This is a genomic window from Peristeroidobacter agariperforans (genome assembly GCF_004138335.1).
In the GTDB taxonomy this organism is placed as follows: domain Bacteria; phylum Pseudomonadota; class Gammaproteobacteria; order Steroidobacterales; family Steroidobacteraceae; genus Steroidobacter; species Steroidobacter agariperforans.
On record NZ_RYFW01000001.1, the window covers coordinates 2,558,666 to 2,574,233 of the forward strand.

Sequence of the window (15,568 nt, forward strand, 5' to 3'; positions counted from 1 at the left end):
GCGTGGGGCAGCCGTGTGTTCCCTTGATCGCGCCACCGTCCATTTCGATCGCCGCGATATCGCAGTGCCGGAAGTGCGGTGTACAGTCGCGGCTCGTCTAACAAGCGTCGGCAAAAAGGGCTCGCCTTGCTCAAACGCGGTCATGCGCTGCAGCTCAGCGCTTCGGATCTGGTCGGCTACCTCAATTGCCATCATCTGACGCACCTCGACGCGCAGGTTGCCAGCGGTGCGTTGTCGAAACCCGATGTGTGGGATCCCTCGCTCGAAGTGCTGTGGGAACGCGGCGCCGCGCACGAGCGCGCGTATGTCGATCACTTGCGCTCGCTCGGATTGAAGATCTTTGAGATCGAAGGCGTCGGTGTCTCGCAGGCACAGGTAGAACAAACAATGATGGCCATGCGCACCGGAGCCGAGGTCATCGTGCAGGGAGCGTTTCTCGAAGGAGTCTGGAGCGGGCGCACGGACGTGCTCCTTCGCGTGCCGGCAGCGAGTGCACTCGGCGATTGGTCGTATGAAGTTGTCGATACCAAGCTGGCGCGCGAGACCAAGGGCGGCACGGTGTTGCAGCTGTGCTTGTACTCGGATTTGTTGGCCAACGCACAAGGGCGGACGCCTGAGCGCATGCGTGTCGTCACGCCCGGCTGCGGCTTCGAGCCGGTGAGTTACAGGACGGCAGCCTACGCAGCCTACTATCGGCAAGTGCGCAAGGCGTTGGAAGCAGCGCTGGCGGAAACGGATGGCGCGCCAACGTATCCAAAGCCTAAAGATCACTGCGACATTTGCCGTTGGCGACGGGAATGTGACGCGCGGCGGCGGCGGGACGATCATTTGTGCCTCGTGGCCGGCATCTCGGCGACGCAGATTGCGGAGCTGTCTCGACACAACATCACCACACTGACGGGCCTGGCGCATTTGCCGGTCCCGTTGCCCTGGAAGCCCGAGCGGGGCGTGGCGCAGTCATTCGAGCGAAGTCGCGAGCAGGCGCGGGTCCAGTCGGAGGGGCGGCAGAGTGCACAGCCGATTTATGAGGCACTGCCGCTTACGCCGAATGTCGGACTCCATCGGCTGCCGGAGCCCTCGCCCGGTGACATCTTTCTCGACCTCGAGGCGGATCCGTTCGTCGGCGAGGAGGGGTTGGAGTTTCTGTTTGGCTATGTGACCGCGGATGCCGCTGGCACGCGAAACTATGTCGCGGAGTGGGCGTTCTCGCGGGCCGAAGAGCGTCGGGCGTTCGAGCATTTCGTCGATTTCGTGATGGCTCGATGGAGGCAGTACCCCGGGCTTCATATCTATCACTACGCGCCCTATGAGCCGAGCGCGCTGAAGCGGCTGATGGGGCGATATGCGACGCGTGAAGATGAGATCGATCGGATGTTGCGCGGCTCGCTGTTCGTCGATCTCTACACCATTGCCCGACAAAGCATTCGCGCGAGCGTGGAAAGGTACTCGATCAAGAACCTCGAGCCTTTCTACGACTTCAATCGCAGCGTGCCGCTGATCGAGGTCAGAAGCGCGTTGGCGAAGTTGCAGGCACGCCTCGAGCTCAACGACGCAGCGGCCATCAGCGACGAGAGCAAAGACATCGTGCTCCGCTACAACCGCGACGATTGTCTCTCGGCGCAGAGGCTGCGGGATTGGCTGGAGAAGATCAGGGTCGAAACGATTGCCCGCGGGGCTACGATTTCACGGCCGGTGGCGGGCAATCCGGAGCCGCCGGTGGAGTTGGATGAGCGTCAGCGGCAAGTTGCGGCGTTGGTGGATCGTCTCACTGCCGATGTACCTTCGGATGCAAATGAGCGGACGACAGAGCAGCAGGCGCGCTGGATTCTTGCGCATTCGCTCGACTGGCATCGGCGTGAGCAGAAGTCCGCGTGGTGGGAGTTCTTTCGGCTTGCCGATCTCACGCCCGGGGATTTGCTGGACGAGCGTGCTGGCATCGCAGGACTGGAGTATCAGGGCAATGTCGGTGGAACCGCGCGAGCGCCTATTCATCGGTATCGATTTCCGCCGCAAGAGCTGGAACTGAGCGAGGGTGACAAGCTGCATTTCAGCAAGGAGCAGGAGTGGGGAACAGTCGCGGCTATTTCGCTCGCAAGCGGCACCATAGATATCAAGAAGCGCGGCGACACGATCGGTGTTCACCCGCGAGCGGCGTTTGCGCACGAGGTCGTGCGGACGGGAGTGCTGGCAGATTCTCTGTCGCGGCTTGCGGCGCATGTCGCCGAGCACGGCATCACGGGCATGGGCGGGTATCAGGCGGCGCGAGATCTTCTGCTCAAGTTCCCGCCGCGCTTGGATAACGAACCACTGCAAAAGGATGCTGAATCAGCGAGCGATGCCGCCGTTCGAGTTTCGACCAAGCTGGCGAGCGGAGTGCTGCCGATTCAAGGGCCGCCCGGCGCGGGCAAGACGTTCACCGCGGCCCAGATGATCTGCGCGCTGGTGAAGGCGGGCAAGAAAGTGGGCGTGACGGCGAATAGTCACAAAGTCATCCGCAATCTGCTCGACAAGGTAGTGGAGCAGGCCGCTCTTGCGGGTCTTGCCATTCAGTGTTTGCAGAAGGTTGCTGAGAAGACCGCCGATGCGAGCGGCATCCGGTTCGAAACGGATAACGAGAAGGCGCTCGCGGCGATCGGCACGTCGTGTCAGGTGCTCGCCGGAACGGCATGGCTGTGGTCGCGCCCGGATGCGTTCGAGATTGTCGATACGCTGTTCGTGGACGAAGCCGCGCAAATGTCATTGGCCAATGTCCTGGCCGTGTCGCAAGCCGGTCGAGTCTTGGTGTTGCTCGGCGACCCGCAGCAGTTGGAGCAACCGATTCAAGGCAGTCATCCGGAAGGCACCGACGTGTCGGCGCTCGAACACATACTCGACGGCGCAGCGACCATCGGCAAGGAGCAAGGCATGTTTCTGGAGCAGACCTGGCGTTTGCACCCCGATATTTGTTCGTTCACGTCGGAGCTCTTTTATGAAGGCCGGCTCGCCTGTCGCGTGGGCCTGGGACATCAAGGAGTAAACTCGCAGGGACGCATCCGCGGCACGGGCCTGCGATACCTGTCGGTGGTGCACGAAGGAAATCAGAATATCGCACCGGAGGAAGCTGTAGCCATTCAGCGATTGGTCGAAGAAACATTGGCGGCGGGCGCCACATGGATCGATCGCGACGGTCGCCGTCGCGCGGTCACTGTCGAGGACATTTTGATCATTGCGCCGTACAACGCGCAGGTGTTCGAGATTCAACGCCGTTTGCCGCAAGCCCGTGTTGGCACGGTTGACAAGTTTCAAGGTCAGGAGGCGGCGATCGTCATCTACTCCGTGACGACGTCATCGCACGCCGATGCGCCGCGGGGCATGGAGTTCCTGTACAGCTTGAATCGGCTTAATGTCGCGGTGTCGCGAGCCAAGTGTGTATGCGTGCTGGCGTCGTCGCCGGCGATCTTCGAGCCTGCCTGCAATACGCCGCGTCAGATGGAATTGGCGAACGCATATTGTCGTTATCGAGAGTTGGCCACCGAGTTGCCCCGCTAGACCTTTAGGTCAGTGCTGCGACCGCGAACCTTCTGGCATACATAGATGTGTGCGGTTGCAGTCTCGAAGCACATACAGTGCCTGCCTCGAATTCGCTCAAGCACGGGTGAGAGCGGGGCAGTAATTGCTAATTTCCTAGATAAATTAGATACTTATTGGCACCGGTCGGAGTCGCCGGCGGGACTGCATCGCCTCCAGCGCCAACCTCTTACTACGAATCAGGAGAGTCCCTGTGGATCTCAATAAGTTAATGGCTCGCGCCAAAGCCATTTTGCTGTCCCCCAAAAGCGAGTGGCCGGTGATCGCCGGCGAGCCGACCACCGTCGCCGACCTGTACAAGGGCTACGCCATCTGGCTGGCCGCGATTCCAGCGATCTTCACTTTCCTTAAGATGAGCGTGATCGGCACGTCGGTCATGTTCGCCGGCACGGTCCGCATCGGCATCGGCGCAGGCCTGACCACGATGGTCATGAGCTATGTGCTGGCGCTTGCGATGCTCTATGTGCTGGCGCTGATCGTCGATGCGCTGGCGCCGAGTTTCGGCGGTCAGAAAAATAGCATCCAGGCATTCAAGGTCGTCGTGTACGCGTACACCGCCAGCTGGGTGGCAGGCATCGCGCAGATCCTTCCCTGGCTGGGCATGCTGTTGATGATTGCCGGCGCCATCTACAGCATTTATTTGATGTATCTCGGCTTGCCGCAGACGATGAAGTGTCCGCCGGAAAAGGCGGCCGGTTATACCGCCGTGATCGTCATCATTGCGATCGTGGTGGGCGCCATCGTCGGCGTGGTGGTCGGCGGTATCGCAGGCGTCGGCAGCATGATGAGCGGCGCGACCTACAGCTCTTCGAGCGGCGACGATGACGTGCAGTTCGACGAAGACAGCACGCTCGGCAAGATGCAGAAGTGGAGCGAGGAAATGGAAGCCGCCAACAAGAAGCTCGAAGAGGCTCAGAAGTCGGGCGATCAAGCGGCTCAGGAAGAGGCGATGAAGGCCGTGTTCGGCGCCGCGCTCGGCGGCGGTCAGCAGGTGGAGTCACTGACGCCGGATCGCTTGAAGTCCTTCGTTCCCGAGGAGCTCGCGGGCCTGAATCGCTCGAGCCTGTCCGCCGAGCGCAGTGGCGCACTCGGGCTGCAGGTCTCGACGGCGACGGCGACGTACTCCAACGATTCGGGCCGGGAGGTTCGGCTGGAAATCACCGACGCCGGCAATGCCAAGGGCTTGCTGGGCCTGGCCAGCTGGGCCGGCGTGGAAGGCGAGCGGGAGGAAAATGGTCGCCACGAGAAAACTTTTCGCGAGGACGATCGTTTGATGCATGAAGAGTGGGACAGCAATGCCTCGCAGGGGCAGTACACCGTGGTAGTCGGCGATCGGTTCACCGTGAAGGTCGAAGGCGCAGCGGAGAGTGTGGCTGAGCTGCGTGAGGTGGCGGAGCAGGTGGATCTCGACGGCCTCGCCGACCTGCGGACCGAAGGCGTCAAGAACTGACGCACGCGAGCGATGACGAACCGGGTTGAGGTGCAGATATGAAGATCGTCGATGTTCCACAACCCGGTGGTCCTGAGGCACTCGTCGTCGCGCAGCGTCCCACGCCGACGCCGCAACCGACCGAAGTGCTCATCCAGGTTGCGGCGGCGGGCATCAATCGTGCGGACGTGCTCCAGCGCAAGGGCGGCTATCCGCCGCCGCCCGGTGCGCCGAGCCATCCTGGTTTGGAATGCGCCGGTGTCGTGGCGGCAGTCGGATCCGCCGTTCGCGAATTCAAAGTCGGCGACAAGGTCTGCGCGCTGTTACAAGGCGGCGGCTACGCTGAATACTGCGCGGTGGACGAAGCGCAAGTGCTGCCGATTCCTGGCACGCTCGGCATGGTCGAAGCGGCATCGCTGCCCGAGGCGTATTTCACCGTGTGGAGCAATGTGTTCGAGTTCGGGCGTCTGCAGCCCGGCGAGACGTTGCTGGTGCACGGCGGTTCCAGTGGGATTGGTGTGTCCGCCATTCAGCTTGCAAAAGCGCTGGGTCACACCGTGTTCACGACTGCGGGCAGCGACGACAAATGTCGTTTCTGCGAACAGCTCGGCGCGAGGCGCGCCATCAACTACAAGACCGAAGATTTCGTCGCTGTAATCGCTGAAGAAACCGGCAAGCGCGGCGTCAATGTGCTGCTCGACATGGTGGGCGGTAGTTACTTGTCAAAAAACATTGCTACGCTGGCCGTCGAGGGCAGGCTGGTGATCATTGCCACACAAGGCGGCATCAAAGGCGAGGCTGACTTGCTGCGTGTTCTTCAGCGCAGACTGGTGATCACGGGCTCGGCACTGCGTCCGCGGGATGTGACATTCAAACGATTCATCAAGGCCCGCTTGCTGGAAGCGGTCTGGCCGTTGCTGGCGCGTGGCGAGATCAAGCCCATCGTCGACCGCGTGTTTCCGCTGGAACGTGCGAATGAGGCTCATGCGTATATGGAAAGTAGCGCGCATCGAGGGAAAATCGTGCTCACAGTCGAGCCGGCGGCCGCCTGATATCGCCGTTTCTTAGCACATCTCGAAAGTCGAATTAAAAAGTCGCTAAGACCGGCCCTCTTTGAGAGTTCATCTCTAGGCACTTTCCGAATTTGCCGTTACTTCGCCGATGCATCACGGCGGGCTCTGGTAGCTTTTGCCGACCCTGTATCGCTGCGTATGGCTTGAGATGCCGCGCCGCACATTGCATCGGCGGCAACCAGTGTTACCGGGAATATTGCGGCGTCGATAGACGGGCCTGGCTTGCAGCCACCTGATCTAAAGGGATTTTTCGGCGTCATCAGCGGGTAGTGGTTGAGGGATTCGGCCATGCATCGATTCGAGTTGTTCGACTTGAGGCCTCGCGCCTGCTCTCGCGGATCCACGGCGCCCGCCGAAGATTTCTCTCGCACATCAATTCTGAAGGCGCATTACCAGAATCGCGCTGCCGGGGGGTAGGGGTGACGACAGAACACCAGGGTGGGACTTCGACGTCTCAAAAGGGCTTCATCTTCAGGTCAACTACGGAGGGCGCACCATGCTCTCGACGGATCCAAGCAAGCGAATCTTTGTGTTGAAACGCGACGAGAGCGGCAGCCGCAAGGCCAGCAGCGATCACGCCGTGGAAGGCATCTATGATCGAATCAAGTCGTTGCTGCTGGCTCATACACTCGCGCCAGGGCAGTTGTTGCAGATCGGTACCCTCGCCGAAGAACTCGGCGTCAGTACTACGCCAGTGCGAGAGGCGTTGACGAGGCTCGCCGCGGAACGATTGATCGTGTTTGCGCCGAAGCGGGGCTTCTTCGCCAAGACCGCATCGGAAGATGAATTGCGCGGGCTGTACACGCTGAATCAAACATTGCTCGACTCGGCGATTCGAGAGTGGAATGCGGGGGCGTCGCTCGACGAGGACTCGAAAGTGACTTCGAAGATCTTCGCGTCGGTGCCGTTGTCGGACAAGCCCGATCAGCTGACGCGCACCGTCGACGATCTGTTCGTGCGCATCGCGACGCGCTCGGGCATCGGCGAGCTCGCGGATATCGTTCGTAACTTCAACGATCGGTTGCACCACGCACGCATGATCGAGGGCGAGATCATCGAAGATGCGTTCGATGAGCTGGCGCGGTTACGTCAGCTGTACAGCGAGAACAACAAGGAACAATTGCAGCTCGCGCTGCAGACATATCACCAGAAGCGTCGTGAACTGGTGTCGGCAATTTGCAAAGAGCTGCTATTTCGGCCGTTTCTTGCCGAAAATAAATAATGCCATTGCGCCCTCCGGAGGCATTCTTGGCCTCCGGGGGCTAGCATGGGGCTCGCTCCCGGTCAGTACCTAATGACGCACGCCGCCGCGCGCAGGCACACTTGCATTAGCGGGTGAGATAATTGCAGCAGGCGGGTCGTGCTGCCGAAACATAGGGAAATCTAGTGATCGACCGCCACAAGCACCAGGAGCGCCGCGAGCGGGTGCTCGCGCAAGCGCCGCAGCCCGATGTCGCCGAGCAGGACGGCGCGACATTGATGGAAACCCGTAACGATCGCCTCGCACTCTGGTTCGGCCGGTGGCGCAAGCCGATTCGCAGCTGGTTTTCGAGTCGCGCCTCCGTGCCGCGCGCAGAAGTGGATGATCTTGCGCAGGAAGTGTTTCTACGGCTGCTACGATATAGCGACGACATCGCGGTCGAGAATCCCCAAGGCTATCTGTTCAGGATCGCGGCGAACGTTGCTAACGAATGGCGAGATCGCTCGCGCGTGCGCCAGCCGCACGATCGGAGCTGGCTCGATGAGCTGCAGATCGATCCGGCCGATCAGCCTGACAACACTGCCTTCCAGAACCGCGTCAGCAAGCACTTGCAGACCGCGGTCGATCGCTTGCCGAAGCGGCAGCGCGAAGTGCTGTTGCTGCACGTCAACGAGGGTCTGACGTACAAAGAAATCGCCGATCGCTTGAATGTGACCTACCGGATCGTTCTAAGGGATCTGACCCGCGCTTACGCCACGCTGCGCATGCAGTTGAAGGCTGAAGACCTCTAGCAAGAGCAGGCCATTGAGGGCAAGAGGTATGAAACAAGACAGCGAATCCGAGATCGACGCGCTCTTGAGCGAGCAGGCGGCGGGTTGGTTCGTGCGTCTGGTGGCGAACGATCTGTCGCCGCACGAGCGGCGCGAGTATCTGACGTGGCTGAAGACGTCCGACCGTCATGTCGAAGCCCTGCTCGATATCTATCGCTATCACGGCTACGGACGCAAAGCGAAGCTGCACATGCGCTCGGCGCCGGACACCGATCCGGAGAATGTGATTCCGTTTGGACCGCGCGGTCTGACTGTCGTACATCAAGAGGCGCTGCGAATGAAGCGCCGACGTGCGCGCCTGATGAAAGTTGCCGCAGTGGTCGCGGGAGTTGCGTTCACCGTCGTTGCCGGATGGGCGGTCAAGGCCACCTACTTCGATACGCGCATCGCCACCGGTCCGGGCCAATGGGATCGGGCAATGCTCAGCGATGGCAGTGTGTTGCGCATCGGGCCGAATACCCGGTTGCGTTGGTCGTTCGATGCAAGCCGCCGCACCATCGTGCTCAGCGAAGGCGAGGCGGTCTTCGAAGTTGCGAAGGATCCCGATCGTCCGTTTGTCGTGACGACGCAAATTGGCGACGTGCGCGCGGTCGGTACAGAGTTTGGTGTGTCGTTGATGAATGCATCGACCGCTGTCGTGACGGTCGCTCACGGCAAAGTTGCAGTGAGCAAACACAACGACGCTCGCATCGTTACGATCGATCGCAGCGCCGACTTGGCCGAGTTGGTCCAAGACCAACAGATCATTTTGTCGGACACCGGCGTGCAGCCGGTCAAACAAGTCGATGCGTCGCGTGAGTTGCAGTGGGCCACGGGCTACTACGAATTTCGCGGCGAGACGGTGCGCGAAGCGATCGAACAGTTCAATCGTCGCAATCGCTTGAAGGTGGTCATGACCGATCCCGCCATCGGTGCGATTGCCATGCCTTTCACGACAGTAAAGCTCGACGATCCCGAAACGTTCGTGCTCATGCTCGCGGCGCGTCCTGACGTGCAGGTCGCTTACGAAAGCGCGAGCGTCATTCGACTACTACCCGAGTAATCGCCGGAGCGGAAAAACGCTGCTTTGCGGCGGCGTTTTTCCTGAACATCGTCACATTCCCCAGGGATGGAGTGCTGCTTACGCCCGGTCTTCTTTTAGGCGCGGGAGACTCCACGGCTTGCTTCACACGTAAGCTGCAACGACTGGTGAGTCAACGGGCTCTACCAGTCCACGACGGAAGAATTGGCGTCGGTGAGCTGCTGCGGCAGCCAGCGGGGACCGGGATCCATGAATCCAACACCAGAACAGGGCGCTGTGATCAAACAGGCCGTGGAATGGCACCAGCGGCTCAAGTTGGGTGAGCTGGACCAGGATTTACGGCGTGAGTTTCGCGTCTGGCTGCAATCGCGCGCGAACGTCGAAGAGCTGGGCCGCCTTTGTTTGATGGATGCGTTTCTGGAAGGCGCGTTCAAAAAGCGCGTTCGGCGCGATCTGCCGAAGAACGTGGTTGATTTCGATTCATATGCGGACACGGTGCGTCCGCGCCCACGACCGTTGCAACAGCCAGCCGTCGCGCGCTCACGCTTCAATCTCACGAGGCTCGCTCTTGCGGGGAGTGTCGTGCTCGCTGTGATCGCGACTCTGTGGGTGAGCGTGGTCGGCACTGACCGGGTCATCAGCACTGCTTCGGGGAGTTGGGAAAAACAACTCCTGAAGGATGGCACGGTGGTGTATGCCGGCCCGCACACCAAGCTGCGGTTTCACTTCACCGAGGAGATGCGCGGGGTCGCGCTCGTGCGCGGCCAGGCTTTGTTCGAAGTGGCGAAGCAACCGGCTTGGCCGTTCATCGTGTCCACCGATGAGGGCACGGTGCGCGCCGTCGGCACCGCCTTTTCAACGTCCGATCTGGGCGATAGCGTGCTCGTCACTGTGGCCGAGGGCAAGGTTGCGGTGACCGCGACGGCGGTTCGCGGGGGTGTGCAGCCCATGGTGCATGCGATTGCGAATCAGCAAGTAGTGCTGTCATCGACCGGAGTGAGCACGCCGGTTTCGGTGGATGCCGATCGCGAGTTGATGTGGCTGCGTGACTGGTACGAGTACGAAGGCGAGCGTGTCGGCGACATCGTCGCGCAGCTGAATCTGCTGAACGATTCGCAGGTGATCGTCGACGATCCTCAAGTGTTACGGCTGCGGGTGAACCTGCTGAGCTTCCGGCCGAGCCAGCCCGAAGAGTTCGTGAGCAAGATCAATCGCTGGTACGAGGGCTATCCAGGGAAAACCAGCACCCACGCCCTGCGGCTGGAGCGGCGGTAGGCGCCGTTCAACTTAATGTGGAGGGGATGAGTCGCCTCCGTAAGCCAGTCAAACAGGCGAGGGATAAATTTCTCTCGGCCAGCTAGCTCTGACTCAGTGATCGATCGGCACAAGCAGTCGGGTGACCAAGATCGTTGGAATTCGTCCAGGGAGGAGGATGAACGGAGCGACCAGGACGACTTGCGCCCTGAAAAACTGCACGGCGAAGCTCCGAATGCCGCGTCCCGTCCGCGTGAATACCGCGACGGCCGGCTGATTGAGTGGTTTGGCAAGTGGCGCAAGCCCATCCGCAGTTGGCTGCGGAACCGTGCCTCGGTGCCGCCGGGGGACATCGACGACCTTGCCCAGGAAGTGTTCCTGCGCCTGCTGCGCTATAGCGACGATGTCGCCGTGGACAACCCGCAGGGCTACCTGTTCCGGATCGCGGCCAATGTCGCCAACGAGTGGCGCGAGCGCTCCCGAGTCCGCAAGCCGCATGACGATAGCTGGCTCGAGGAACTGCAGATCGAGGCCGGCGAGGAACCGGAAAACACCTTCGCCAGGACGCGGGCCAATGAATACGTGCAGGCTGCCGTCGACCGGCTGCCGCCACGGCAACGCGAGGTTTTGTTGTTACACGTGAACGAGGGCCTCACCTATAAGCAGATCGCTCAGCTGAGGGGGCTGACGTACCGGATCGTATTGCGCGATCTCACGCGTGCCTACAGTACGTTGCGCATGCAGTTGCGATTGGAGGACCTGTGACCAGGCCCCTGGGCGATGAGGATGATGGCATGCAAGGAAGCCTGAACGACGACGGCCAGGAACAGGTCACCCGAATGTCCCTGAGCAACGAAGCAGCCGAATGGTTCGTACGGCTGCGCGACGATCGCATGGGAATGCGCCATCGCGAGCGCAATGTGCGCTGGCTGAAACAGTCCCCGGCTCACATCGCTGAATTGCTCCGCATCCAGCAGGTCTATCAGGTGCTGCGCGCCGCCAAGCTCCAAGGCGAGTCCAGGGAGATGGCGGGCGGAGCAAGCTCCAATGTCGTCGATCTCGACGAGCAGCGTCCGTGGGGCGGGTCCGATTCGATGCGGCTCGATTTGATGGACGACTCTTCGATCCGGCCCCGGCGGCGCCCTGTCCGGCAGTGGAAGGTGGCGGCTGCAGTCGCCGGTCTTGCAGTGTCGTTCTTGCTGGGCTTCATGGCGAAAGTGGCGTGGCTCGATCGGGCCATCGAAACCGAGCTGGGCGAGTGGCGTACGGAGTCGCTCACCGACGGTACGAAAGTTCGCGTGGGGCCCGACTCGCTGTTGCGAGTGTCGTTTGGTGACGATCACCGCACGATCCGCCTGGTGCGCGGCGAAGCGATGTTCGACGTCGCGGAGGATCGCGCGCGGCCGTTCTATGTTGAGTCGGAGATGGTCGGCGTGCTGGCGATTGGCACGGAGTTTCGTGTCTCGCGGCTCGGTGGAAAAGATGTCGTTGCAGTCACGGAAGGCACGGTCGCGCTCTATCGCGATGGTCGCCATGCCGTTCGTGGCGCCCTGTCGGTAGCTCCCGCACAGATTGCCGAAACCACCGGGGGCGTCGCGCTGACCGCGGGCGATCAAGTCTCGATCACGCGGTCCACGCGCGCCAAGCCCGTCGCCAAGGAAAAGGTGAATGTGAATTACGAGCAGGCCTGGGCCGAAGGCTGGCTGGTTTACCAGAACACCACGGTCGGCGCGGTGGCCAGCGACTTCAATCGCTTCAATCGGCTGAAGATCTCGGTCGCCGAGCCGTCGATCGCCGCACGCCGACTGTCGTTTTTCCGAGGCAGCGCCACCGATCCTGAATCGTTCGTCGCCGCGCTGGCGACCAATCCGGATATCGCGGTCGTGCGAGACGATCCCAACGTCCTGCGCATCGAGCTACGCCGGCCCGATGCCGAAATTTCCGAGTCGGCGGAGATCGGCGAGTCAAGCGCCGCGGCGCCGCCGTCGGTGAATCCAAATCCGATCTGAACCGATCGCTATCGGTCCGGCATCCGCATAAAGATATATTTTCGATCCGGGTGCCTCCCTAAGTAACAAAGTCACAGCGCGTCGCAACGCGGTACGGTAGATTCGTATTCATTCAGCGGCGGGGTCAGTCCCCGGTGTCAAACGGATCTTGCTGGGGAAGATGGTCGCGAAACAGGTCATCGCCGGAGTCGTGGCGGCCGTTCTTTCCGGCTGTGTGTGGCCCGAGACGGCGCTCGCTCAACACGCCCGCGAACAGGCGCCTGCCGCACCGGAATACGTGCTCGATATTCCACGCCTGCCCATCATCGAGGCGTTGAAAGACTTCACCACCCAAACCGGCCTGCTGATCAGCTTCTGGCCGGACGCGCAAACCGATCAGGCCCGGCTGGTAGGGCCGCTGCGGGGCAAGTTCACCGCAGAAGTCGCATTGACCCGGCTGCTGGCAGAGAGCGGATTGACCTATCGGCGGACCAATGAGCGCTCGCTCGTCGTCATGGCGCCGTCACTGCTCGGCGCGCCTCGCAATGGCGTGAGCGGCTCCGATCAAGATCGAAGCCGGCTGGCCGAAGGACAGCCTTATCTGCGCAAGCAGCAGCAACCCCCGGAAGAAAGTTTGACGGTCGTCGGGCGCGCGGGCTCGAATGCGATCATCGGGAAGCCCGACATCGAGCGCGTCGACGAAGTGATCGTCATCGGTTCGCGCATCGATCGCAATGGCGAAGGGCCCGCGCCGGTGCAGGTGTTCACTCGCCGGATGATCGACGATTTCGGTGCGGCTTCGATTCCGGATGTGCTGCGCTATTTGCCGCAACAGCCGTTCAATCGCGCCGAGCACTATTACACCAATGGCGCCGAGTACTCGCAGATGCGCGGTATCGGCGTCGACACCACGCTGATTCTCATCAACGGCCGGCGCGTCGTGCCCACCTCGAACAGCCTGACGCTCAATGCCTTCGATCTGAACAGCATTCCGCTTGCTGCGGTGGAGCGGATCGAAGTGCTGTCAGATTCGGCCTCTGCGATCTACGGCGCAGACGCCATGGGCGGCGTGATCAATGTGGTGTTGAAGAAAGAGATCCCGCAACCGGTGCTCGATGTTCAGTACGGCGGCGCCCGTGGCGGCGCAGATCAGTTGCGTGCCTCGTTCAGCCTGGGCTACCGGACCGAGCGTCTGCGGTCCTCGATGATCTTCGATTACTACCGACGTGATTCCCTGTTGGGGGGCGAGCGCGAGCTGTGGCGCGATCAGGACTACACGCGCTATGGCGGCGAGGACTATCGATCGGCGGCCGGCGTGCCCGGCACCGTGAGATCATTGAGTGGCGCGAACCTGCCAGGACTGTCTTCGTCTTTTGCGATGGTGCCCGAAGGCAGTAGCGGCATCGGGCTCACGCCACAAGATTTCGTCGCGACCGCTGGCGTTCGCAATCGCACCAGCACGCTGAACGCTTTGTCCATAGTGCCCGCAGCGGAGCAGCGGAGCGTGGCCGTGTTCGGTGAGTACGATATGACGCCAGATCTGATGGCGTTCGCCGAAGTGCTCTATACCAACCGACGGGTGAATTCACAGGAAGGTCCTTACCCCGTCCAGAGCGCGCTGGTGCCGGCGCAAAATCCTTTCAATCCATTTGGCCAGCCGGTGTTGGTGGACTTCATTCTGGATGGCCTCGAGCCGCGCCGCTTCGAGCACGATATGGATTGGTTACGGGGCGCGTTCGGGCTGCGAGGCTGGCTGAGTTCCAGGTGGCAGTGGGAAGTCGCGGCAATCGCCAGTACCGAGACAGACGATGCTCTGAGCACTATCGATCTGAGTGCCACGCGCCTCGATGCGGCGCTCGCGGAAACAGATCCGGCGCGTGCCTTGAATCCTTTCGTCGACGGGCCCGCGGGCAGCCATGAGTTGCTGGCTTCGTTGGTCGATCCAGAACAGAGCAGGCACTTGTCGCGCGGCCGCCAGCTGTCGGCGTTCTTGCAAGGCGAGATGTTCGAATTGCCGGCGGGCGCCGTGCAAGCGGTGGTGGGCGGCGAATGGCGCGATGAAGAAATGGTCTATGACGACCGCACATTGCCCGTCAATAACGGCCGGGACGTGCGCGCGGCTTTCACTGAGTTGCGCGTGCCGCTAATCGGGCCCGCGGCATCGAGTCATGGCGACGTCTTGTCCATGACGCTGGCCGCGCGTGTCGACGATTACAGCGATTTTGGCAGCTCGCTGAATCCACAATTCGGCTTGCTGTGGCGGCCGGCCGAGGGCGTGTTGTTGCGCGGTTCCTATGGGACGAGCTTTCGCCCGCCGTCGCTATTCGAGTTGCACGCTCCTCGCACAAGCGTGACGAATGCGTCGGTCCGCGATCCCGCCCGCAACTATGCGTTGAGCCCGGTAACGTTCGTCGCGGGCGGTAATCCGAATCTTCGGCCGATCGAGGCCGACTCGATGACGACGGGCTTCGTTCTTACGCCGAGCGCGCTGCCTGGTCTGCGGCTGCTCGCAAACTATTGGCGGATCCAGACCGAGCATCGCGTGACATTCCTGCATTTCACGTCGCTGCTTGCGAACGAGGAGTCGTTTCGCGACCGCATTCTGCGCGATGCGCCGACACAGGCCGATATCGCTGCCGGTATGCCGGGCCGGCTGCTGCAGCTGGATATATCGCGAATGAATTTCGGACGGCTCAGCACCAGCGGTATCGACGTCGAGGCGAGGTACGAGCTGAGCACGCGCTGGGGCGATTTCACGCCGCGATTGTCGGCTACCTGGATCGACGAATTCACGAGCGTCGAGGCGCCCGGGGTGCCCACCGTCGATCGCGTCGGTATTGCGAATCCGGCGGGATCCATACCACGGTGGCGCGTCGTCGGCAGCTTGGGCTGGAAGCGCAAGGGTGTGGGGTTGTCCACAACGATGGATTGGTCGCCCGGATACTTGGATGTCGGCACTGCCGGACTGACCGGCCGGCGCCTGCCTGAGCGCGCGATCGTGGATGTGCAGGCGAGCTTCGCGATCGATGAGTTGCTCGGGCGGAATCTGCTGTGGGACGACTTCAAACTGCAGCTGGGCGTGAAGAATGTATTCGACGAGCTGGCGCCGTTTTCCGACATCGGATTCGCGTTGGGCTTCGATTCGTCGCAGGGCGATTTGATCGGCCGCTTCAGTTATCTGCGACTGTCCAAAGGATTCTGAGCT

The 15,568-nt window shown here is 61.5% G+C and carries 10 protein-coding genes; all 10 read left to right on the forward strand.

The genetic code is table 11. The annotated features are described in order from the left end of the window. Positions 1–126: 126 nt before the first annotated feature. A complete protein-coding gene (locus tag EK373_RS11160; protein WP_129642726.1) occupies positions 127–3,528 on the forward strand; it encodes a TM0106 family RecB-like putative nuclease in 3,402 nt (1,133 codons plus the stop codon). A gap of 232 nt (positions 3,529–3,760) precedes the next feature. Next, the gene (locus tag EK373_RS11165; protein WP_129642727.1) at positions 3,761–5,017 is read left to right on the forward strand and encodes a Yip1 family protein; all 1,257 of its coding nucleotides are present in this window, start codon (positions 3,761–3,763) and stop codon (positions 5,015–5,017) included. Between the two features lie 38 nt (positions 5,018–5,055). Then, positions 5,056–6,048, forward strand: a complete 993-nt coding sequence (locus EK373_RS11170; RefSeq protein ID WP_129642728.1) for an NAD(P)H-quinone oxidoreductase — start codon at positions 5,056–5,058, stop codon at positions 6,046–6,048. A gap of 517 nt (positions 6,049–6,565) precedes the next feature. Beyond that, a complete protein-coding gene (locus EK373_RS11175; RefSeq protein ID WP_129642729.1) occupies positions 6,566–7,291 on the forward strand; it encodes a GntR family transcriptional regulator in 726 nt (241 codons plus the stop codon). Positions 7,292–7,455: 164 nt separating this feature from the next. Next, the gene (locus EK373_RS11180; RefSeq protein ID WP_129642730.1) at positions 7,456–8,061 is read left to right on the forward strand and encodes an RNA polymerase sigma factor; all 606 of its coding nucleotides are present in this window, start codon (positions 7,456–7,458) and stop codon (positions 8,059–8,061) included. A gap of 28 nt (positions 8,062–8,089) precedes the next feature. After that, positions 8,090–9,142 (forward strand): FecR family protein, encoded by a 1,053-nt coding sequence (locus EK373_RS11185; protein WP_129642731.1) that lies wholly within the window; start codon positions 8,090–8,092, stop codon positions 9,140–9,142. A gap of 228 nt (positions 9,143–9,370) precedes the next feature. Beyond that, entirely contained in the window at positions 9,371–10,396 is a 1,026-nt protein-coding gene (locus EK373_RS11190; RefSeq protein ID WP_129642732.1) for a FecR family protein, read from the forward strand. A gap of 96 nt (positions 10,397–10,492) precedes the next feature. Then, a complete protein-coding gene (locus EK373_RS11195; protein WP_157994321.1) occupies positions 10,493–11,140 on the forward strand; it encodes an RNA polymerase sigma factor in 648 nt (215 codons plus the stop codon). Then, on the forward strand, positions 11,137–12,384 hold the full coding sequence (locus EK373_RS11200; protein WP_157994322.1) for a FecR family protein: 1,248 nt from the start codon (positions 11,137–11,139) through the stop codon (positions 12,382–12,384). Before EK373_RS11195 ends, EK373_RS11200 begins: the two co-directional genes overlap by 4 nt. A 160-nt stretch (positions 12,385–12,544) precedes the next feature. After that, entirely contained in the window at positions 12,545–15,565 is a 3,021-nt protein-coding gene (locus tag EK373_RS11205) for a TonB-dependent receptor (protein ID WP_129642735.1), read from the forward strand. Positions 15,566–15,568: the final 3 nt, after the last annotated feature.